Consider the following 21,518-nt stretch of genomic DNA (forward strand, 5'->3'; position numbering starts at 1 on the left):
AGAGGAATGTGAATGGCGAAAATTAACCCGGAAACGGTCATTGCAAACAGTAAATTCAACAAGTTCCATCTGCTCGTGTTTATATGGTGTTTTATCGCAATTGCATCTGACGGATTTGATATCGCAGTTTACGGACTCGGTTTGCCGCAAATGATGAGTGAGTTTGAAATTACACCTGCAGTCGCAGGTGCGATTGGCAGTTATGCCATGATGGGGATGATGGCCGGAACGTTTATTCTCGGCACGATGACAGATGTGATAGGCCGTAAAAGGGTGCTTGCTATATGCCTTGTGATTATCGGTTTATTTAACTTTCTGGCCGGTTTTGCACCAAACGAAACGGTATTCGTTATCTTCCGTTTTATTGCATCAATCGGTATGGGCGGTTTAATGCCTGCAGTGATATCGCTTATGGCGGAGTATTCTCCACGTAAAAACCGTGCGATGATTGTTGCGCTGATGTATTGCGGTTATTCTATCGGTACTATCGGCGCATCGCTTTTAGGTATATATTTCCTGGAGTATTTAAGCTGGAGACTGTTTTTCTGGGTTAGTATTTTTACAGTAGTGATTACGCCATTCTTCCTGAAGCAATTCCCTGAATCGATTAACTATCATCTTGTCCGCGGAAACAAAGAGGAAATTGCAGATATTTTAAATAGAGCAACGGGTACTGAAAAATATACTGCCCGTGATGAATATGAGATTTCTGAGACGGTGAGTGCAGAGCAAGGTCTGCCGTTTAAGAAATATTCAGTGAACGAAAAGCACTGTCGACAATTATGTTCTGGATTGCAGTAATAAGCTGCCTTATGATGATTTCAGGGCTCGGCACATGGCTGCCGAATATGCAGGAATCCGGCTACGGGGTGTCATCGGCAATGATCTTTACGATGACACTGGCTGTCGGCCAGATGACAGGATCGCTTGCCGGAGGCTATATGGTGGATAAAATCGGCCACCGCAACGTACTTCTGACGCTTCTCGGAACAGGTGCAGCAGCATTTGTCCTGTTAAGCCTGACGGGCTCCACAGTACTGCTGTTTGTTCTTATAGCAGTAGCAGGCGCATGCACAGCCGGCTCCCAAAACCTGATTAATCCATATATAACGATGTTCTATCCGTCGGATATACGCGGTTCCGGTTTAAGCATTGCTGTCGGTATGGGACGCATCGGTTCAATTACAGGACCGCTCCTGATCGGCTGGGTGCTGATGACTAATATGCCCGCACAGCTGTCGTTTTTAGGATTCGCTTTACCTTGTATTACTGCATTCTGTGCGCTGCTCTTTGTGCAGGAACAGTATGGAACCGAAGTTCAGAAAGGCCGTTTAAGAAAAGTAAAAGAAGCGGCTGCAGTGTAAATTTTTCAAGACGTGAATCTTACTCCGATTCACGTCTTTTTTCTATACTTTTAATCGAATGTCAAAAAATATTCATATATTTGTGAAAATTTTAACAATGAAAGCGTGTTCTGTTGAGATAAGTGGAGAAGTATTAGATAATGTAATAAATACAACAATTAGGAGTGTTAATATGGTTAACAAAGAAGAAATTGAAATTATTCACAGCACAATTCCGCTTTTACAAGATAAAGGTGTCGAAATTACTTCTAAATTCTACAAGAGAATGTTTGAAAAACATCCTGAGCTGCGCAACATGTTTAACCAGCCTAACCATAAACAGGGACTGCAGTCGACTGCACTTGCAACTGCAGTACTTGCAGCTGCACAGCATATTGAGGACTTAACGCCGATCGTACCGGTAGTAATGCCGATTGCACACAAGCACTGCGGACTTGAAGTACTGCCTGAACACTATCCAATCGTAGGTGAAAACCTGCTTGCTGCTATTCAGGAAGTTACAGGTCTGAAAGCTGATGATCCGATTATCCAGACTTGGGGTAAAGCATATGGTGAGATTGCCGATGCATTTATCGGAATTGAAAAAGATATCTATGCAGGTATGGCATGGGAAAGCTTCAAGCCATTTGAAGTTATCGGTGTCCGTGAAGAAACAGGTATTATTAAATCATTCACAGTTAAATCTGATGACATTACAGATATCCCGTATTCAGCAGGACAGTACATCACAGTAGATGTTCAGGTTCCGGGACTGCCTTACAGAGCAAAACGCCACTACTCAATCGTCGATGTTCAGGACGGCAAGCTGACTTTCGCGGTAAGAAAAGAAAATCTTAACGGCAACCGCGGTGAAGTATCGACATACCTGCATGAAGAAGTGAATACAGGCGACACGATTAATTTATCGGCGCCTGTTGGTGTATTCGGTGTTGAAAATGCTGATAAACCTCAGCTGTTCATCGGTTCAGGCATCGGTGTAACGCCGTTATTCCCAATGTACCGTGAAACAGCAGGTGCGAATGCTGACGCGCAGTTCATCCAGGTATCTGAAAATGCAGACAATATTGCATTTGAAGTTGAACTTAAAAATATCGCAGAAGCTGAAAATGCAGAGCTGCACACTCACGTAAGAGACAAAGAAGGCTTCCTGATGAGTGATGAGCTTCAGAAATTCCTTAAAGACGAACAGGAAATTTACGTCTGCGGCGGTGTGACATTCATTCAGTCAATCGTTAAGGAATTAGGAAAAGCAGGCGTTGATAAAGGACGTATTCACTACGAAATCTTTATCCCGCGCTTAAGTACAGCCGTATAATTTAATATTGTATAGCCATCCGCATCAGCGGATGGTTTTTTTAATGAGTAATCTGAACTTAAGGATTTTTAAAATGGTGATATAATACTGGTAATAACAGCCTGAGGAGGAGCGGTATGGAGAGAATATTAGTCGTTGACGACGATCCGAATATTGTAAAGTTTGTAACGCTGAATTTAACTGAAGCCGGATACCGTGTTGCAGCTGCGAACGACGGCAGACAGGCGCTTGCACGCCTGAAGGAAGCCCCGTGTTCTCTTGCAGTGGTCGATGTCATGATGCCTTATATGGGCGGTCTTGAGCTGACAAAAGCAATAAGGGAAGAGTATGATATTCCTGTAATTATATTAACAGCGAAAAGCCATATTGATGATAAGGCGGAAGGTTTTAAAGCGGGTACGGATGATTATCTCGTGAAGCCGTTTGAACCGCAGGAACTGATCTTCAGAATTGAAGCGCTGCTCCGCCGCTATAAAGCTGAAGGCGAAACAGACTCAATCCGAATCGGCAATGTCAGCATTTATCCCGACAATTATACTGTTGAAATCGAAGATAAGACGTATATGCTGCCGCTGAAAGAATTCGAGCTGCTGCAGCTGCTGGCGGAACATCCCGGTCAGGTGTTTTCCCGTGAACAGTTAATCGAGCAGATCTGGGGCATTTTTTATGAAGGGGACGAGCGCACTGTGGACGTTCACATTAAAAGACTCAGAACGAGATTTACTAAACTGACGGAAGATTTTACGATTAAGACCGTGCGGGGTGTCGGATACTTCCTGGAGCCGTCTGTATGAAGTCGTTATATGTAAAATTTGTCATGATGACGCTCGGCATCATGATACTCAGTTTCTTTATCGCATTTGTTGTGTCGAATGCGTACTATCAATTTAATTTAAAAGACAGCAATGATGAAAAGAATACGGTGATTGCAGCAGAAATCGCTGAATTTATAGAAGGCAATCCAGATGTGCAGATCGAAGATTATCTGTCGACTGTCGCTGCTTCAGGCTACCAGATGTACCTTGCGGACGGTGAGGCGCATAAATCGTTCTTCGGTGCAGACTTTAACGACCATAATCTGTCTTCGAATGTTGTGAAGAGCGTGCTTAACGGTGAAACGTATCATGGTATGGCGAATTTTGAGGCGGAAATATTTGTGACCGGATTTTTTGCCAATGAATTGACGAACACTATCGGTGTGCCAGTAAATCATGACGGTACAGCATACGCATTATTTATCCGCCCGGATATTAATCTCTTATTTAATGAGATGCATCTGTTATTCGGAATTCTGTTTATGCTGACTGTGCTGTTAAGTATTGTGCTGGTATTTATCAGTGCGCATTTCCTGATTAAGCCGGTGGCAAAACTCAGCGAAGCGACGAAGCTGCTCGCTGCAGGTGATTACTCTGTTCATGATCTCGATACGAACCGGCAGGATGAACTCGGCGAACTGTCGTCGAACTTTGCCAGAATGTCGAGACAAATTGAGTACAACGATAAAATTCAGAAGGACTTTATCTCAAACATATCCCATGATATCCAATCACCCTTGTCGAGTATTAAAGGCTATAACAAGCTGTTAAACAAACCGCTCACGGCAGCTGAGAGAACTGAATATACAGAGACAGTGGATTTTGAAATAGACAGGCTGTCGACGATGACGGAGCAGCTCCTTGTGCTGTCATCCATCGACCATGAAGATTATCTGCTCCGTAAAGAGTCTTATAATTTAAAAGAACAGCTGGAGCGTCTGATTAAGGTTTATGAATGGAAGATTAATGAAAAAGGACTGATGCTGTCGCATAAACTTCAGGATACTGAAATTATGGCGGACAAAGCGCTGATGAACACGGTGTGGGATAACCTGCTGTCGAATGCTGTTAAGTATAACGGCGACGCAGGGAGCATCGATATAGAGATGACCCGTTATAAAGCACACACTGTAATCAGAATAAGCGATACCGGCGAAGGTATTGATACCGTGAGCATCGATAAGATATTCGACAGATTTTACCGTGTGGATACTGCTCGTACGAGCAGTGTCAGCGGTACAGGTCTTGGTCTGTCCATCGTTAAAAAGATTCTCGAACTGCATAATGGTTCAATTAATGTAAGAAGCAGCGAAAACGGCACTGTCTTTACAGTCAGACTGCCGGTTGATACAGCAGAATAATATTTTTTCCTCCTCGTTCATAGTGAGTTCATATTCCGCGTGTAAAGTATGACTCACAGATGATTACGAGGAGGATTTTTTAATGAAGATGGCATGGAAAGAAATGAAAAAATACAAACTGCGGTATACGATTCTCGGATCGATTATATTTTTAATCAGTCTTTTAACATTAAGTATATCGGGGCTCGCGAGCGGTTTGTCACAGGATAATGCGGCATTAATTAAAAATATGCCGGAAGGTACGTTTTATATGGAAGAGAGTGCAGAAGAGAATCACAGTTTCTCAGCACTGTCTGATGAGCAGATTGACAGTCTTAAAGATGCAGACTCAGATGTTACATTATTCTCGATTCAAATGGGTGAGTTCCAGGATAATGAAGATAAAAAACACAGTCTGGCATATGTGAGTGCCGATGACTCAGTAATTTTCCCGGAAACAGCACCTGGTGAAATTGTAGTGGATCAGTCGTTCCAGGAAGAAGGATTTGAAGTTGGAGATACTGTTTCAACAAGCCTAATGGATAAAGATTTGACAATTACAGGCTTTGCCGAACAGGAAAAATTCAGCCACTCTCCAGTCGGATTTATTAACAGCGAAGATTTCTTTGAAATGTACAGAACGGATACATTCCAGCTGGCATTTACTACGGCGGCAGAAGAGCCGGTGGACGAACTTTCACACTTTAATAACGGGGATTTTCTAAATACAATTCCAAGTTACAGCGCAGAACAGATGTCATTGAACATGATTATTATTTTCCTGTACGTAATCAGCGGAATGTTATTTGCGATATTCTTTTACATGATTAACGTTCAGAAACTTGGTACATTCGGTATTTTAAAAGCAATCGGCGTGAAAACATTTACGCTGTTCAAGATGATGTGGACACAAATGTTTATCATCACAATTATTTCACTGCTCTTAGCTGTCGGCGTCAGCCAGTTATTTAACATGTTCGCACCGAGCGGTATGCCGTTCCACTTAACAGCGAGCATGGTGCTGCTGTCATCAGGGGCATTCATGATTATCGGATTCATTGGTGCGACACTGTCAGGTATTCAGATAAAGCAGGTAGAACCGATGCAGGCAATTAACCAGGGAGGCGCATAAAATGAGTTTATTCCAATTAGAAGATATTAAAAAAAATTCAAGCACGGCAGTACGAAAGAACAAATCTTAAAAGGTATCGATCTCGAATTAAATAAAGGAGAACTGACGGCACTGGTCGGTGCTTCGGGTTCCGGTAAAAGTACGCTCTTAACAATCGCCGCGGGACTGCAGGACTTAAGCGACGGTTCAATTACATTCGGCGGAAAAAATATGTCGGCAATGAACGCAGAAGGTGTCCGTGAAATCAGAGCGAAGCATTTCGGTTTTGTTTTCCAGCACGCTCACCTTGTACCATTCCTTACTGTGAGAGAACAGCTTGAGCTGATGCTTGATACTGCTGAAACGAAATGGTCCAAAAAATCGAGAGCGGCACGTATCTAAGATGCGTGACAACTGTCGATATGCGGGAGCATAAAGACAGCTATCCTGAAAACTTATCAGGCGGAGAAAAACAGCGTGTGGCAATTGCCCGTGCAATTATCCATGAACCTCAAATACTATTTGCCGATGAACCGACGGCAAGTCTCGATTCAAAACGTTCGGTTGAAGTGATAGAATTAATTGAGAGACTGGCACGGGAATTAAATATTACAGTGCTGATGGTTACGCACGATAACGATATGCTGGAGTATGCAGAACGTATTGTTGAGATGAAAGATGGTAAAACTATCGAATCTTAGAGAAGATGGGTCATAGACTCGTCTTTTTTTATCCACTTTAGTACTTTTAGGCAGAGTTCATATGAGTTACAATGAAAAATAAAAAAGGAAGTTTACATATGAGCAATGATCAGAAAAAGAAAAGCGGATTCAAAATGCCGCATATCTATGTAATATTATTTGTATTCGGTATCGTTGCAGCAGCTGCAACTTATTTAATTCCAGCTGGTGAATTCGACCGTATTGAATTGGAAAACAGCCGTGCAGCAGTAGATCCGGAATCATTTACATATCTTGAATCGACACCGACAGGCTTAACGGAATTTATAACGGCAATTCCGCGCGGACTTGTCGACGCAGGTGAAGTCGTATTCTTTACGCTGATTATCGGCGGAATGTTTATGGTACTGCGGGAAAGCGGCATTATAGAAATCGCAGTCGATAAAATGGCGCGTAAATTTTCGAAGAAAAGTATATTTATCATACCAGTACTGGTTGCAGTATTCGCTTCAGTTGCGACATTAATCGGTACAGCGGAATTATCACTGGTCTATATACCGGTCATTATTCCATTGGTTATTGCCCTCGGCTATGACTCTATGACCGCTGCTGCTGTAGCGCTGTGCGGGACAGTAATCGATGTATACGTAGGTGTACTGAACCCTATTATACAGGACTTGCGCAGACAATCAGGACTTCCAACGTTCTCAGGACTTGGGTTCAGGTTGATTCTATTTGTTATCGTTTTAGCAGTTACAGCATGGTTTATAATGAGATATGCCAAAAAAGTACAGAAAAATCCGGAAGCAAGTTTAGTGTATGAAGATGATGCAGAAAAACGTGAAATGTACTCATCTATTGGAGACTCTGCACCATTGACCGCAACAAAGCGTCAAATTGCCGGTGCATTAACAGTATTGGTGTTCTCTCGGTATTCTAATATACGGAGTAATCGAACTGGATTGGTTTATGATAGAAATGGCTGGCTTATTCATCATTATGGGTATTACTGTCGGTCTTGTAACAGGACTAACTTAACGCGTATCAGTGAAGCATTTACGAAAGGTTTCAGAGAAGTATTAATGGGTGCAATTATCGTCGGTCTGGCACGTTCAATTGCCGTTATATTAGAAGACGGTCAGGTTATGGATACGATCGTAAACGGACTGGGCACTGTTGTTGGAGGATTACCTCCAGTACTTGCAGCAGCAGGTATGTATTTTGTACAGCTGCTTATTAACTTCGTAATTCCGTCAGGATCAGGGCAGGCATTAGTAACGATGCCAATTATGGCACCACTTGCTGATATGGTTAACGTAACACGTCAGACAGCAGTACTTGCATTCCAGCTGGGAGACGGATTCGCACATATTTTATATCCGACGAGCGGATACTTTATGGCTGCATTAGCTCTTGCAGGAGTAGAGTGGCATAAGTGGATTAGATTCTTCTTCCCATTGTTTGTAATTTTTATGGTAATTTCTTTAAGTGCATTAACAATTGCGCAAATTACAGGATGGTCTTAAAAATATAGAAAAGACGAGAACCTTTTGGGTTCTCGTCTTTTTTTGTCTGCTTATTTATTGTTAAAGTTCTTAACTGCTTTTGCTGCATCAGTACTGCCGTCGAGTACCTGGAGTTCCTTGCCGCGGTTTTCTTTATTTGTCACGACTTCGTAAAGTACATGTGCTACATTTTCACGTGCCACATCTTTAATCTCACCGAAGTATAAATCAACGTCGACTTTGCCTGAACCAGCTTCGTCAGTCAGCATTCCAGGGTGAACGATAGTGTGTGTCAGTCCTGAATTTCTTAAATGAACATCTGCATGGTGCTTCGCGATTGTATACGGTTTAATCTTCCGAGCATCCGGTGTATCGAATGCTTCTCTTCTTGAGTCCCAAGTTGACACCATAACGAAATGGTCAACGCCTGCCTGTTCGCTTGCATCAATTGCTTTTACTGCACCGTCCAGATCAACGATAATCGTTTGCTCTGCACCTGTACTGCCGCCTGAACCTACTGAAAAGACAACTTGTTCAAAGCCTTTCATTTTCTCTATGAGTTCTTCAACTGAGTCTTTCTCTACATCAATCAATGTTGCTTTCACATCTTTATTGCCAAGGTCCGCTACCTGCTCTTCTTTACGGACACCTGCTGTAAAATCGATTGAATTTTGTTTAAGCTGGGAGACGAGGTGAGCTCCGACCCCGCCGTTTGCACCAATAACTAAAATACTCATCTGTATACACTCCTTTAATGTGCTTATATCTATAGTCTAACTTAAAAACTTTCTGAAAAGCTTGGATTTTGCTTCAGTAAATGGTGCGTAACGCACCGGAATATCGATTAAAGTACTGTTCTTCACGACACTCTTTTCATGTGTAAATGTGTCGAAGGAATACTTGCCGTGATAATGTCCCATGCCGCTGGCACCGACTCCGCCGAATGGCAGGTCATGATGCGACAGGTGCATAATTGTATCGTTTACACAGCCGCCGCCGAATGACAGGCGTGACAGCAGGGTTTCAGTATTGCGCTCATTCTCAGAAAATATATAAAAGGCAAGCGGTTTAGGCAATGTCTGCTGGTGCACAATGAGATCTTCAAGATTATCGTACGTAATAATCGGCAGTAACGGACCGAAGATTTCTTCCTCCATTACTGTCGAATCGAATGTGCTGTCCGGCATAATCGCAGGTGCAATTTTTTGCCTCTGTTCATTTAAATTGCCGCCGAGTACCATTTCATTTCTTAAGAGGCCCGATAAGCGCTTAAAGTGCTTTTCATTAATAATTTGGAAAATCATCGCTGTGTTCAGCATTGCTGTAGCGTTCTTCAATTTCATGGAGCATGCGGTCGATAAATTCCTGTTTCTTCGAGCTGTGAATGATTACATGATCGGGAGCGACACATGTCTGTCCGGCGTTGACAAATTTACCCCAGGCAATTCTTTTAACCGCAACATCTATGTTCGCAGTTTCATCAACTACAGCAGGGCTTTTACCGCCGAGTTCGAGTGTGACGGGTGTCAGCGTTTCGCTCGCTATGCTCATAATTTCCTTGCCGACGCTCGTACTGCCGGTAAAGAATATATAATCATAATGCTGTTTATTAACTTCATCATGCGGTGTATCCGCAGGTGCACAGTAAACGTATTCTTCACTGAAAGTGTAATTCAGAATCTTTTCGATAATTGCACCTGTATGCGGGCTTGTTTCAGAAGGTTTAACGAGTGCACAGTTACCTCCGGCAATCGCACCGATCAACGGCATCATCGTTAAATTAAATGGATAGTTCCATGGCGATAAAATAAGAACCACGCCGTACGGGTCACGGTAGATATAATTTTTAGCAGGGAAGCTCATCATTGAGCCTGAAACTTTCTTCGGGGTATTCCATTTCCTGAGATTTTTAATAACGTAGTCAAATTCTTTATAAACAATACCGAGCTCTGTCATGTATGCTTCGGCTTCGGATTTTCCAAGGTCTTTATTTACAGCTTCCAGAACCATTCTTTCATTAGCTTGAATGGCACTTTTCAGCTTCTTTAATTGGCGTATACGGAAGCTGACTGATTTAGTATGGTTTTTATAATAAATTCACGCTGATTTTCAACTATCGATTGTATCGACATGTATAATCCCCTCTCAAAAAAATATTGTAATATATGCTATTCCCTTTTTAAGTTTGTATTAAATAGGGTATACATCATTATTCCCTATTTTAATACATATAATGACTTAAAATAAAGAGGAGTGGAGAAGCCATGATAGAGTTTAAAAATGTGACAAAGCGCTACGGCAGTAAAACCGCTGTCGAAGATGCGAGCTTTAATGTTAAAGAAGGGGAGTTCTTTGTCTTAATAGGGCCGTCCGGAAGCGGCAAAACGACAACTCTGAAGATGATTAACAGACTGATTCCGTTAACTGAAGGCTATATTTATTTTAAAGATAAGCCGGTGAGTGACTACGAAGTCTATGAAATGCGCTGGGATATCGGCTATGTACTGCAGCAGATAGCATTGTTTCCGCATATGACAATCGCCGAAAATATTGCACAGGTGCCGCAGATGAAAAAATGGAAAGAAGCGGACATTGATAAACGGACTGCTGAACTGATGACTATGGTGGGGCTTGATCCCGATACATATAAAAATCGTAAACCTGCTGAACTTTCAGGAGGGCAGCAGCAGCGTGTTGGGGTAATTCGCGCACTGGCAGCAGATCCGCCGGTCATTTTAATGGATGAACCATTCAGTGCTTTAGACCCGATTACAAGGGAAAGCCTGCAGGATGATTTAATTAAACTGCAGCGGGAAATTAAAAAAACAATCGTCTTTGTGACGCATGATATTAAAGAAGCAATGAAGCTGGGCGACCGTATTTGTTTATTTAATGAGGGTCAAATTGAACAGATTGGCAGCCCCGACGAGTTTTTTCGACTCCGAAAAATGATTTCGTGAAAGAGTTTATAGGATACCAGCAGAAAGAAAGAGTAACTGTCGGCGAATTCGTCAGCGAGAATTCACAGGGGGTTAATAATGAAGATTACCCTCTTGTGGAAGAAGAAACAAAATTGAAGATGCATTTAAAGTATTTGCGGAACACGAGACAGTGGCAGTGAAGACTAAAGACGGAAATAAACTCCTGAACAGACAGGATGTCTTTAAACATTTATCGGCGAAGCGTGGTGACAGCGCATGAATACATTTTTAGAAACACTTAATTCTCGTAAAGGCGAGCTGCTGTCGACTTTGATAGAGCATATTCAGATATCGTTTATCGCGCTGTTGATTGCGGCTGTTATCGGTATACCGTTAGGCGTTATTTTAACTAAAACAAAACGCACGGCAGAAGTAGTTATTAATGTCGCAGCAGTACTGCAGACGATACCTTCTCTGGCATTACTGGGGCTGATGATTCCGTTGTTCGGTATCGGTGTGGTTCCGGCAATTATCGCGCTCGTTATTTATGCGTTACTCCCGATACTTAGAAATACTTATACAGGTATAGCTGAGGTGGATGCATCGCTCGTTGAGGCAGCACGGGGCATCGGTATGAAGCCGATGAGAAGATTGATGAAAGTGGAAATGCCGATTGCAATGCCGGTTATTATGGCAGGTGTCCGAACAGGGTACTGATTATCGGTACTGCAACACTCGCTGCACTGATTGGCGCGGGCGGTCTTGGTGATTTAATTCTCTTAGGTATCGACAGAAACAATACACACCTCATATTAATCGGTGCGATACCGGCAGCATTACTGGCGATTCTTTTCGATGTTATTTTAAGAGTGATTCAAAATCTGTCGTATAAAAAAGCAGTCACACTCGTTGGAACGATATTCATCGTTATTCTGCTCGTAGCGTTAGCACCGTTATTAACTAACCGCGGTGACAGTCTGACAATCGCCGGGAAACTTGGTGCAGAGCCCTCGATTATTACGAATATGTATAAAATCCTAATCGAGGAAGAGACAGACTACAACGTTAATGTTGAAGATGGTCTTGGTAAAACATCATTCCTGTTCAATGCCCTGGAATCTGATGATATAGACGGCTACCTTGAGTTTACAGGAACAGTACTTGGTGAACTCGTCAATATACCGCCGGAATCCAATGAAGCTGAAGCAGTTTATAATCAGGCGAACACTGCCCTTGATGAACAATATGACATGACGATGCTTGAGCCGATGGCATTTAATAACAATATACACTTGCTGTGAAAAGGGACTTTGCAGAAGAGCACGGACTAGAAAACATCGGAGACCTCAGACAAATTGAAGATATTGTTAAACCAGGCTTTACTATGGAGTTTAATGACAGAACAGAAGACGGCTATCCGGCAATCCAGGAAGCATATAATTTAAACTTTAATGATGTAGTGACAATGGAACCGCAGCTGCGTTATCAGGCGATTGAAAGCGGGGATATTAACCTGATGGATGCATATGCAACGGATGCGGAGCTTCGGGAATACGATATGGTGATACTTGAAGATACAGAAGAGGTATTCCCGCCTTATCAGGGAGCACCAATGTTTAAGCAGGAGTTCCTGGATGAACATCCGGAGATAGTGGAACCGTTAAATAAACTGTCCGGCATGATTACGGATGAAGAAATGCAGGACATGAACTACCGTGTATCTGTGGAAGATGAAAGCCCGTATGATGTGGCTGAAGAATATTTAGAAGAAAATAATTTACTGGAATAAAAAAAGCACTTTATCCTGATACTCTTTATGAGCCAAGGATAAAGTGCTTTTTAAATGCTTATTTAAGTGGAATATCGTCAGTTAAAATTCTTCATACTCATTAGGGTTCTGATTATCAATCCGTCCTTCTTCCTGAGTAAGAGAATCAATTTCCTGCATCTCAACTTCCGTAAGTTCAAAGTCGAAAATATTTAAATTTGCCTGCTGATGTTCGGAGCTGGATGCTTTTGGTATTGGAAGTACACCATGCTGATAATGCCAGCGGAGAATAACCTGAGCAATTTCTTTATTTTTATTTTCAGCTAATTGTTTTAATGTCTCATCATATAACCGTTCTTGCTCTGGATAGCGGACTCCATGATTCGGTAATAATGTCGTGTTCCTTATTAAACTCTCTCAGTTCTTTTTGATTAAAGTAAGGATGTAATTCAATTTGGTTCACAGCCGGTTTTACACTAGTTTCATCGATGAGACGATTAATATGTGCAGGTTCAAAATTAGATACTCCGATTGATCGGACATAGCCATTTTTCTGAGCCTGGATTAGTGCTTTCCATGCCTCGGTATATTTATCCTGTTTTGGATTTGGCCAGTGCAGGAGAAATAAATCAAAGTATTCCAATCCTGTACGAAACAGTGATTCTTCAATTGCAGCAAGTGCTCTGTCGTAATCGTACAAACCGCCCCGGAGTTTTGAAGTTACGAAAACTTCTTCTCTAGGAACAGAACTGCGACGTATACCTTCGCCGACAGCCCCTTCATTTTCATAGCGAATGGCAGTATCGATTAAACGATAGCCGTTTTTCAGAGCATTTTCAACACTCTCTGCACCGCTCTTGCCGAGAACACTTGATGTGCCAAAACCGACAGCCGGGATTTTATATCCATCGTGCATTTTAAAAACAGGAATATTATTTGACATTACACTCATCCTTTTCTGATATTAGCTTCATTATATTGTTTACCACTCTTTAAATTATTAAAACAAAACTATGACTCGCCGTTTTCTTCTTCATTTTTCTGATACCTCATTCGCTGCCGGTAACCGTAAGTGCTTTCCTGAATAACCTGCTTATCCTGGAATCCGGCACCAATCGCTCCGGCCACTGTTGTTAGAGAGGCTGCAAACCAGGCAAGTTCCAGGTAAAATCTGACTCCGATATGCTCAGCCTGAATAGTTTTCGCAACAAAGTCAGGCGGCAGCAATGTTACCGCGGCAGATAAGAATAGAAGATACAGGAGTAAATAGTAAAACAACAACGATATAAACAGCGTCAGCAATGTGGTGCTGTTATAGAGAGAGGTAAGTTTTTTACTTTCACCTTCTTTAAATTGTTCCCATAAATCGTGGGAAATGATAATCCAGAACAGCATGCCAAAAATTGATAAGACTGAAATTGCAACTAAACGCCAGGTGGGAAACAGATAGCTCAGATTCCACATGGTCGAAAAAATTATACCGAATGCACCGGTGGCAAATGCAATCGCCGTTACACCGCTTAAACTCTGCATCATATTATATGGATTATTTGCAAAAGTCATTCCGCTGACCAGTCTCACAGTGCCTCGAATTTTAGAATTCATATGAAATAGAAGATGTTCAGTTTTTGAGTCTTCGAAATAGTCTTCTGTGTGTTTCAGTTTTGATAATGTGAACATATTTTTTAATTCACGGCATTCCTCTTCAATATCAGTGTCATTATTATTCATCTTGTTAATAATAACTAATGTATTAATTTGCAGTTTTCATTCTCTTCTTCAGAGGACGCCATCCAAATGCTGGAATAGACATCATGGCAGCACAGTCAGAACTGTCGATATCTATAACTACAGCCTTATCTTTATAAAATAATGGTAAATCTGTAATACTGATTAAAAAATTCCAGTCATTTTCACGCAGATATTCATCTGTTTTTGAATAAATTTGATTGGTGAACTCTGTTTCGCCAGTCAAAGGATCGACGATAATATCAATTTCCCACTCATCAGCAGCAGATATCTGTTTTTTAAAATCTTCTACCAGTTCGTTTTCTATTTTATTTACTATATTGTTAGCCGTTCCAGGGGCCACGATTAACCCTACACGAATCATAGTTTGCCTCCTCTACTAAATTCTTAGCTGGAATCATTATCTTCTTCTTGGAGTTTGTTGTACCTGTAGCTTTGCCGGTATGAATAAGTTACATTGCGAATTTTATCCTCGCTTTCGGCGGTAGAGCCGAGTGCACCTGCGAGCATACCGAGAGAAGTTGTAAACCAGATCAGGTTTATATAATTCATTGCCGTGAAATTCTCATTAGCCTGTGTCCACTCATTAAAAATCTCAGGAGGAACAAACATCGTAACTGATATTGTAAGCAGGATAAAAAGAATGCCGTAGTTGGCTACTGTAACGAACAGAAGTGTCATAAATGTTGTCAGGTTATAAAGCAGGCGGTAATGAGCTGCTGTTTTTGTTGATGAACCCTGCCATAAATTATGAGCATATATTAGCCAGAACACCATACCCGTAATAGAAAATAGCATTAAAACAATCAGCCGCCATGGCTGATAATCTAAACTGAGTTCCCAAGGTGTTGAAAATATCGCAATATATGTTCCTGTAGCAAAAGCCAGTGACACCAGTGTTTTAAAGTTGGTAACAATAGACCACGGTTCGTTGATGTAGGTCATCCCCAGAATGATTTTCAGCCAGCCAATAATATAAGACTTTATAATATAACGGTTGGTACTTTCATTGTCTTCCGGTGGAGTTTCCCGGGAAATATTCATTACTGTCGGGGAAGATAACTCACTTGAGCTGAATGACGTGCTGTCTTCATTATATTTATACAAATATTCCAGATGATGTGTCACCATCTTTCTTAATTTTCTTTTTACAAAAAAGAAACCAAGTGCAGGAAGCGAAAGCAATGAGGCTGATTTTTGTGAATCGAACTCAGATACGACCACTCTATTGTCAGACAAGCTTGGCAGGTCAGTAACACCGATGACATAATCCCAGCCATTATTTTCTTTTATCTTAACGATTCTGTGAATTGTTTCGTTAATGTATTCCGACGAACTCGCCAAAGGACTGACTTCAACTTCAAATTTAAATGTGCAGCTTTTATCGACAAACTCTCCGGCGAACTCGGGCAGGTCATCAATAATTTTTTCAATCAGAGTCCGCGACATACCGGGAGCCGGATTAGACCTACTGTAATAGAAGTCATGGAAATCTCCTTTCTGAGATGATTTATGTAAATGATATGTCTATGAAGTATTACCCGTTTTTACACAGTTTAAAGATATTTTTGTTCAATGTGAACAATTTCACATATTAATTTCAGCGGTTATTACGGTATTATCAGAAAATTTAAATGATACAATGTAATTAAGAAAGAAAATCATTTTGGAGGTAATACAATGGCAAAATTACAAGATAAAGTCGTCGTTATCACAGGTGGTATTTCAGGAATCGGTAAAGCTTCAGCAGAGTTATTCAATAAAGAGGGAGCGAAATTAGTCCTCGTCGATTTGGATGAAAGCAAAGGAAATAAAGTTGCAGAAGAATTTGGCGGAGACACAATTTTTGTCCAGGCAGATGTAACGAGTGAAGAAGATGCTAAAAGAGTATTTGATAAGACAATAGAGAAATTTGGACGTGTAGATATTCTGTTCAATAACGCAGGTATCGGTGCAACGAAACCGACACACGAAGTATCTTATGCTGAATATCGTAAAACGGTCAATGTGGATTTAGATGCAGTATTCCTATTCTCTAAATTGGCAATCGATTACTTCCGTGAACAGGGCAGCGGTAACATTATTAACACAGCGTCAATGTACGGATGGATTGGTGCAGCAGGCAGTGCTGCTTATAACGCAGCAAAAGGCGGCGTGATTAACTTAACGCGTTCACTAGGTGTTGAGTATGCGAAAGAAAATATTAGAGTAAACGCCTTATGCCCGGGCTTCATCGATACACCGATTATCCCGTCAGAAGTGAAGGAAGCATTGGCTGGAAGTACGCCGATTGGACGTCTAGGTACATCTGAAGAAATGGCTAAAGCAGCATTATTCTTAGCATCAGATGATTCATCATTTATGACAGCAAACACTTTAACTGTAGACGGCGGGTTTACAGCACAATAATATAACGTTAAAACAACGCTCACAGATTGCTGTGAGCGTTGTTTTTCCCTGGTAATAATTAATTGATATAACGGTGTTTCATTAAGTCTTTCAGCATATCGATTTCATATCTCAGACGTTTACCGATTTCGGTATCTCTTACTTTTTACGTTCGAGTTCTTCATCGACGATTCTTCTGACTGCGAGTACATCGGATTCATTTTCCAGCACTTTGTCTTTTGAATTAAATTCCTGATGGGCAACCAGCTGCATGCCGTAGGAGTTAAACAGCAGCGTATATCCGGCAATACCCGTCGTGGATTGATAGGCTTTTGAAAAACCGCCGTCTATAACAATCAGTTTTCCGTCAGCTTTAATCGGATTTTCACCTTCTTTTTCTTTAACTGGTGTGTGTCCGTTTATAATGTGGGCTTCTTCAGGATCCAGAGCGAATTCTTTTAAGAATGTCTTTGCCATCTCGGGTTGTTCGCGTAAATAATAGTACGGGTTTTTATCTTCTTTATGTGTTGTTTGTCGCTGATAAAGTATCTTTCAAACGTCGTCATTGCACGTTTACCGAACAGAGATGACTTTTTACCGGTCCATAAATACCAGATTAAATCGGTAGCGAGGTCTTCGGTGTCATCCAGATTCGTGAATGCATGCCGTAAATAGTTTTCGAACTGATCGAGCAGTTCTCTGCCGTAATAGACTTCACCATTTATTTCCATACCTTCCATGTCACAGTTTTCAGTGACAGGAATACAGCCGTGAATCAGCAGATTACCGTTATAACGCAAGTACAGACTGCCTTTTTTCATCATGAAATTCATATGACGCTTAAGTTTTTCTGATTGCTGAACTGAGATAAGAAGCGTATTCATAACGTCGGTTTCCTCTTTGGTAAGTGCTGAAGGATTAGTTGGATCTACTGTGTTGAAGCATGTATTTTCAAGCTTATAAGTGTGTCCATCAACAGTGTATTCCATCGTCTCGTAATTAATATTCTCAAGGACTAAGCGGTCATGCATCTCAAAATTCGGGCGTCTTTTTATAATCGGTGCTTCGAGTTTAAACTGGATAATAGATATTGCCTGCTGAACTTTTGTCATCTGCAGATGTTCCTCATCCGATAAAACTTTGTCAGATGTTTTTTTCGGGTGAAAAGCGGAGTTATCATCATAATATTTATCTGCCAGCGTAAACAGCGGCCGCAGATTTATGCCGTAGGCATCTTCGATAATATCGAGATTGTTGTAGCGCGCACAGATACGGATAATATTAGCCAGACACACCTTAGAGCCAGCAAAAGCGCCAAGCCAGAGTACATCGTGATTTCCCCATTGAATATCGACAGAGTGATAATCGATTAAAGTATCCATGATTTTATCAGGCTCAGGCCCGCGGTCGTATATATCTCCAACGACATGCAGGTGGTCGACGACGAGTCTCTGAATTGTGAAAGCCAGACCGACAATTAATTTATCAGCCTGACCGAGGCCGATAATCTCATTTAAAATACGGTCGTAATATCGTTTTTTGTTATCGTGCTCATCTTTTTTATACAGTAATTCTTCAATAATGTAGGCAAAGTGCTGAGGCAATGCTTTACGCAATTTAGAACGCGTATATTTTGAAGAAGAATGTGCGATAAGTTCTATCAGCTGTTCAATTTTTGCTTTGTACCATTCAGTTAATTCATCTTTATCTGTAAACTGATTTTTAATCAGCTTTAATTTTTCCTCCGGATAATAAACAAGCGCAGCAAGTTCGCTGAGTTCAGCATCCGTCAAACGATCTTTCAGCAAGTCTTCAATTTTCACTTTAACATTGCCGGAGCCGTTTCTAAGCACGTGCTGGAATGACTGGAACTCTCCGTGCAAATCACTGACAAAATGTTCTGTCCCTTTGGGCAACTCTAAAATAGATTCCAAATTTATAATTTCAGTCGCAACTTTTTCTTCTGAATTAAATTTTTCAGCCAGCAGCTGAAAATAGCGTGATTTATAATCTGCATTACTGTTGTCTGATACAGTCACTGTTTAACACTCCTATAGTTAAAACTCATAATATCTCTATTATATCCATAACTGTATAAATGATAAATGGTTTATCACTTTAGAAAAAATGTTTGTCGGTAAATGCAACAGGATATTAATAAAGTAAAGACGTTGAAAGGAGAATTCATAATGAAAATAAAAATATTTGGATTGCTGCTGTCTTCGAGTTTAATTTTGGCGGCCTGCAGTGGTGAAGAAGATGCGAACACGGATACGACTGAAACTGAAGGCGGACCTATAGTCGAAGAAGAAGCATCGGAAGACGAGCAGGAAACAAGTACTGAATACGGCGGTTCCGAGAAGGATGCTGCAACGGATGAGAATACTCCGGATGAAAGCGCAGACGGCGGTGAAGAAACTGATACAAGTACAGCCGCGGATCCGGCAGGCTCCAGCGACTCTAATACTGATACAGAAGAAAGCGAAAGTACTGAAACCGAAGGGTCATCGAATAACACTGGTTCTGACAGCAGTATGACAAACAGCACGACAATCGCACTGGAAGATATCAGCATGAATGCAGATGACGCTATCTCTATAGCTGAAGGAGAAGCAGAAGGCGATATCCACGAGATTTCTTTTGAACATAATGGAGAAGAATGGGTTTATAAAGTTGATTTAAATAACGGCAGTAAAGAATCTGAAGTTGTTGTTAATCATGACACAGAAGAAGTTCTGGATGTAAGAACAGAACAGGAAGACGATGATGATAACGATGATCAGAATGACGTTGTCGATTACGGTTCATTAAACGAAGCATACGATGCAATCGATGAAGCTATCGCTGACCTTGGCGGCGGAGAAGTTAAAGAATGGTCGTTAAGTATGGATGACGGCGTAGCTGAGTACAATATCGATCTTGTCTATGAAAATCAGGCATATGAATATAAAATTAATGCTGAGACATTGGAAATACTTGAAAGTGAACAGGATGACTAAACTTTTTAATACACTTAAGCAAGTACCTCAAAACGCCTTGAATTTCAAGGCGTTTTCTTTTACATATTTAGATATTCGGCATTGCCAGCTGTCTTTCTTTATAAAGTTTAAACAGCACATTATGACTTGGCTTTTCCACATAATACAGAATTATGTGGGCAAGAATAAGGCTTAGGCCGAGCGGGACAATCAGACTTCATGGACGAATCCCATAGACTCGAGTTTCTGGATAATTACATAGCCGATGTTCTGGTGTATTAAATATAAGGGGAAAGACAGTGCGCCGAGATAGACGAGTGTATCGGATTTCAGCCACTGCATTTTATTATTCAATATCAGATAAAATACTGCTATGAAGAATATAGTGAATAAGCCGTTAGTCATACCTTCAAATGAAAAGTCATAAATGAGCGACAGAGTAATCATCAAATAGTATTTAAGATAATTGCCGTGCTGCCAAATATAATAAAACATAATACCAATAATAAACATCTGGCAGTAGTTGGACATTGAGAATTTCTCTAGAAGAGCAGTTGTTTCGGTGCCTGCAATGCCGTTGGTAATTTGTATCAGTGCAGAAGCTCCGAGCCAGATACTTGTAAACAACATGACTCTCTTCTGCAGATTAAATATTAGAAGCAGCGCCATTAAGAGATAAAAAGTTAGTTCCACACGCAGTGACCAGTAAACACCATCGACATTCTTAGCGCCGAAGAAGTCCTGGAACATCGTCATGTTAATAAAAGTATCGGCAACACCTGCTTTAAGCGTATCGACAGACGACAGACCGACAACGAGAGCGGTCACGATAATCGCAAAAATATAAGTCGGATACAGCCTAATTGCTCTTTTCGTTAAAAGTCAGATGTTGATTTTACTTTAAGTACAGACATGTAAATCACGAAGCCGCTGATTATAAAAAACAGCTGGACACCATAATGTCCGTAGGAAAATATTTCTATATAGTTTTCTTTTGAATGCCCGAATTTTTCATCGTACAGAATGATGTAGTGATAGAGTACGACGACAATCGCGGCAATGCCTCTTAGTGCATCAATTTCAGTAAATCTTTTCTTTTCAGCCATTATGATATCCCTCATAGTCCTAAAGAGCTTTATACATACTCTCAGTATTTTGCGGTGTTTTCAATGATTGAATCACTATATATCATGACGGCTGATGAATTCAAATATAAAGCGGCTGAATTAAAAAACAGCTGTGAACACATGTTCACAACTGTTTTAACTGCCGTAACGCACAGCGTTATTTTAATCTGTCCAGAACGGTACGATAGCCGTCACTGCCGTAATCCAGGCATCGTTTTACACGCGATACCGTAGCGCTCGAAGCGCCGGTTTTATCCTGGACTTTAGAATACGTCTTGCCCTCATCAATGAGCTTTGCGACCTGAAAACGCTGCTTTAATGCAACGAGTTCATTGGAAGTGCAAATATCATCAAAAAACTTATAGCAGTCTTCTTTCGTCTTAAGCGATAGGATTCCATCGAATAGATCATCGAGTTCCTGTCCTTTTAATTTATCTATTTGCATAGCTTCAACTCC

At 41.0% G+C, this 21,518-nt stretch carries 21 protein-coding genes and 4 pseudogenes; 14 read left to right on the plus strand and 11 right to left on the minus strand.

Annotated elements, in window-relative coordinates; all coding sequences use genetic code 11:
• The first annotated feature begins 12 nt into the window (after window positions 1-12).
• From G4D76_RS09000 to G4D76_RS09035, 9 genes are all read left to right on the plus strand, one after another.
• A complete protein-coding gene (locus tag G4D76_RS09000) occupies window positions 13-801 on the plus strand; it encodes an MFS transporter (protein WP_213809703.1) in 789 nt (262 codons plus the stop codon).
• An 11-nt stretch (window positions 802-812) separates the two neighbouring features.
• Window positions 813-1,364, plus strand: a complete 552-nt coding sequence (locus G4D76_RS09005; protein ID WP_213809704.1) for an MFS transporter — start codon at window positions 813-815, stop codon at window positions 1,362-1,364.
• Between the two features lie 172 nt (window positions 1,365-1,536).
• On the plus strand, window positions 1,537-2,679 hold the full coding sequence (locus G4D76_RS09010) for a globin domain-containing protein (RefSeq protein ID WP_213809705.1): 1,143 nt from the start codon (window positions 1,537-1,539) through the stop codon (window positions 2,677-2,679).
• A 116-nt stretch (window positions 2,680-2,795) separates the two neighbouring features.
• Window positions 2,796-3,473 (plus strand): response regulator transcription factor, encoded by a 678-nt coding sequence (locus tag G4D76_RS09015; RefSeq protein ID WP_213809706.1) that lies wholly within the window; start codon window positions 2,796-2,798, stop codon window positions 3,471-3,473.
• Window positions 3,470-4,855 (plus strand): sensor histidine kinase, encoded by a 1,386-nt coding sequence (locus G4D76_RS09020; protein WP_213809707.1) that lies wholly within the window; start codon window positions 3,470-3,472, stop codon window positions 4,853-4,855. The genes G4D76_RS09015 and G4D76_RS09020 overlap by 4 nt, the downstream gene beginning before the upstream one ends.
• Before the next feature lie 82 nt (window positions 4,856-4,937).
• The gene (locus G4D76_RS09025; protein ID WP_035809855.1) at window positions 4,938-5,966 is read left to right on the plus strand and encodes an ABC transporter permease; all 1,029 of its coding nucleotides are present in this window, start codon (window positions 4,938-4,940) and stop codon (window positions 5,964-5,966) included.
• Window positions 5,967-6,077: 111 nt separating this feature from the next.
• On the plus strand, window positions 6,078-6,347 hold the full coding sequence (locus tag G4D76_RS16895; protein WP_371814678.1) for an ATP-binding cassette domain-containing protein: 270 nt from the start codon (window positions 6,078-6,080) through the stop codon (window positions 6,345-6,347).
• A gap of 5 nt (window positions 6,348-6,352) precedes the next feature.
• Window positions 6,353-6,646, plus strand: a complete 294-nt coding sequence (locus G4D76_RS16900) for an ATP-binding cassette domain-containing protein (protein ID WP_371814461.1) — start codon at window positions 6,353-6,355, stop codon at window positions 6,644-6,646.
• A 98-nt stretch (window positions 6,647-6,744) separates the two neighbouring features.
• Entirely contained in the window at window positions 6,745-8,151 is a 1,407-nt protein-coding gene (locus G4D76_RS09035) for a YfcC family protein (protein WP_250129878.1), read from the plus strand.
• A 50-nt stretch (window positions 8,152-8,201) separates the two neighbouring features.
• Here the strand turns inward: G4D76_RS09035 and G4D76_RS09040 are convergent, their stop codons facing one another.
• The 3 genes from G4D76_RS09040 to G4D76_RS16010 are packed head-to-tail and all read right to left on the minus strand — an operon-like array spanning window position 8,202 to window position 10,227.
• Window positions 8,202-8,867: an SDR family oxidoreductase gene (locus G4D76_RS09040; protein ID WP_213809708.1), complete on the minus strand. Its 666-nt coding sequence runs from the start codon at window positions 8,865-8,867 to the stop codon at window positions 8,202-8,204.
• 36 nt (window positions 8,868-8,903) lie between these two features.
• On the minus strand, window positions 8,904-9,449 hold the full coding sequence (locus tag G4D76_RS16005; RefSeq protein WP_256440447.1) for an aldehyde dehydrogenase family protein: 546 nt from the start codon (window positions 9,447-9,449) through the stop codon (window positions 8,904-8,906).
• Window positions 9,415-10,227: an aldehyde dehydrogenase family protein gene (locus tag G4D76_RS16010; RefSeq protein ID WP_371814679.1), complete on the minus strand. Its 813-nt coding sequence runs from the start codon at window positions 10,225-10,227 to the stop codon at window positions 9,415-9,417. Before G4D76_RS16010 ends, G4D76_RS16005 begins: the two co-directional genes overlap by 35 nt.
• A 167-nt stretch (window positions 10,228-10,394) precedes the next feature.
• Here G4D76_RS16010 and G4D76_RS09050 point away from each other — a divergent pair.
• The 3 genes and pseudogenes from G4D76_RS09050 to G4D76_RS09055 form a co-directional block, all read left to right on the plus strand.
• Window positions 10,395-11,104: pseudogene (locus tag G4D76_RS09050) on the plus strand (ABC transporter ATP-binding protein); the annotation flags it as partial.
• Window positions 11,087-11,251: a hypothetical protein gene (locus tag G4D76_RS15070; protein WP_250130339.1), complete on the plus strand. Its 165-nt coding sequence runs from the start codon at window positions 11,087-11,089 to the stop codon at window positions 11,249-11,251. The pseudogene G4D76_RS09050 and the gene G4D76_RS15070, both read left to right, overlap by 18 nt.
• A gap of 76 nt (window positions 11,252-11,327) precedes the next feature.
• Window positions 11,328-12,840, plus strand: a pseudogene (locus G4D76_RS09055) (ABC transporter permease/substrate-binding protein).
• An 81-nt stretch (window positions 12,841-12,921) separates the two neighbouring features.
• Here G4D76_RS09055 and G4D76_RS09060 read toward each other — a convergent pair.
• The 4 genes and pseudogenes from G4D76_RS09060 to G4D76_RS09075 form a co-directional block, all read right to left on the minus strand.
• Window positions 12,922-13,762, minus strand: a pseudogene (locus tag G4D76_RS09060) (aldo/keto reductase).
• 68 nt (window positions 13,763-13,830) lie between these two features.
• On the minus strand, window positions 13,831-14,550 hold the full coding sequence (locus G4D76_RS09065; protein WP_213809709.1) for a hypothetical protein: 720 nt from the start codon (window positions 14,548-14,550) through the stop codon (window positions 13,831-13,833).
• Window positions 14,551-14,572: 22 nt separating this feature from the next.
• A complete protein-coding gene (locus G4D76_RS09070) occupies window positions 14,573-14,932 on the minus strand; it encodes a hypothetical protein (protein ID WP_213809710.1) in 360 nt (119 codons plus the stop codon).
• Between the two features lie 23 nt (window positions 14,933-14,955).
• Window positions 14,956-16,017, minus strand: a complete 1,062-nt coding sequence (locus G4D76_RS09075; protein ID WP_213809711.1) for a hypothetical protein — start codon at window positions 16,015-16,017, stop codon at window positions 14,956-14,958.
• Between the two features lie 231 nt (window positions 16,018-16,248).
• Here G4D76_RS09075 and G4D76_RS09080 point away from each other — a divergent pair, with 231 nt between their 5' ends.
• Window positions 16,249-16,977: an SDR family NAD(P)-dependent oxidoreductase gene (locus tag G4D76_RS09080; RefSeq protein WP_213809712.1), complete on the plus strand. Its 729-nt coding sequence runs from the start codon at window positions 16,249-16,251 to the stop codon at window positions 16,975-16,977.
• A 138-nt stretch (window positions 16,978-17,115) separates the two neighbouring features.
• On the opposite strand, the pseudogene G4D76_RS09085 reads toward G4D76_RS09080, so the two are convergent.
• Window positions 17,116-18,995: pseudogene (locus G4D76_RS09085) on the minus strand (fructose-1,6-bisphosphatase).
• Window positions 18,996-19,145: 150 nt separating this feature from the next.
• On the opposite strand from G4D76_RS09085, the gene G4D76_RS09090 reads away from it, so the two are divergent.
• Window positions 19,146-19,955: a PepSY domain-containing protein gene (locus G4D76_RS09090; protein WP_213809713.1), complete on the plus strand. Its 810-nt coding sequence runs from the start codon at window positions 19,146-19,148 to the stop codon at window positions 19,953-19,955.
• 189 nt (window positions 19,956-20,144) lie between these two features.
• On the opposite strand, the gene G4D76_RS09095 is transcribed toward G4D76_RS09090, so the two are convergent.
• From G4D76_RS09095 to G4D76_RS09100, 3 genes are all read right to left on the minus strand, one after another.
• Window positions 20,145-20,762, minus strand: coding sequence for an acyltransferase family protein (locus G4D76_RS09095; RefSeq protein ID WP_256440448.1), 618 nt, complete (start codon window positions 20,760-20,762; stop codon window positions 20,145-20,147).
• A 47-nt stretch (window positions 20,763-20,809) separates the two neighbouring features.
• A complete protein-coding gene (locus tag G4D76_RS16015) occupies window positions 20,810-21,040 on the minus strand; it encodes an acyltransferase family protein (protein WP_256440449.1) in 231 nt (76 codons plus the stop codon).
• A gap of 178 nt (window positions 21,041-21,218) precedes the next feature.
• Window positions 21,219-21,506, minus strand: a complete 288-nt coding sequence (locus G4D76_RS09100; RefSeq protein ID WP_213809714.1) for a YerC/YecD family TrpR-related protein — start codon at window positions 21,504-21,506, stop codon at window positions 21,219-21,221.
• Between the last annotated feature and the right edge of the window lie 12 nt (window positions 21,507-21,518).

Origin of the sequence: Jeotgalicoccus sp. WY2 (assembly GCF_018437745.1) — a bacterium.
In the GTDB taxonomy this organism is placed as follows: Bacteria; Bacillota; Bacilli; order Staphylococcales; family Salinicoccaceae; genus Jeotgalicoccus; species Jeotgalicoccus psychrophilus.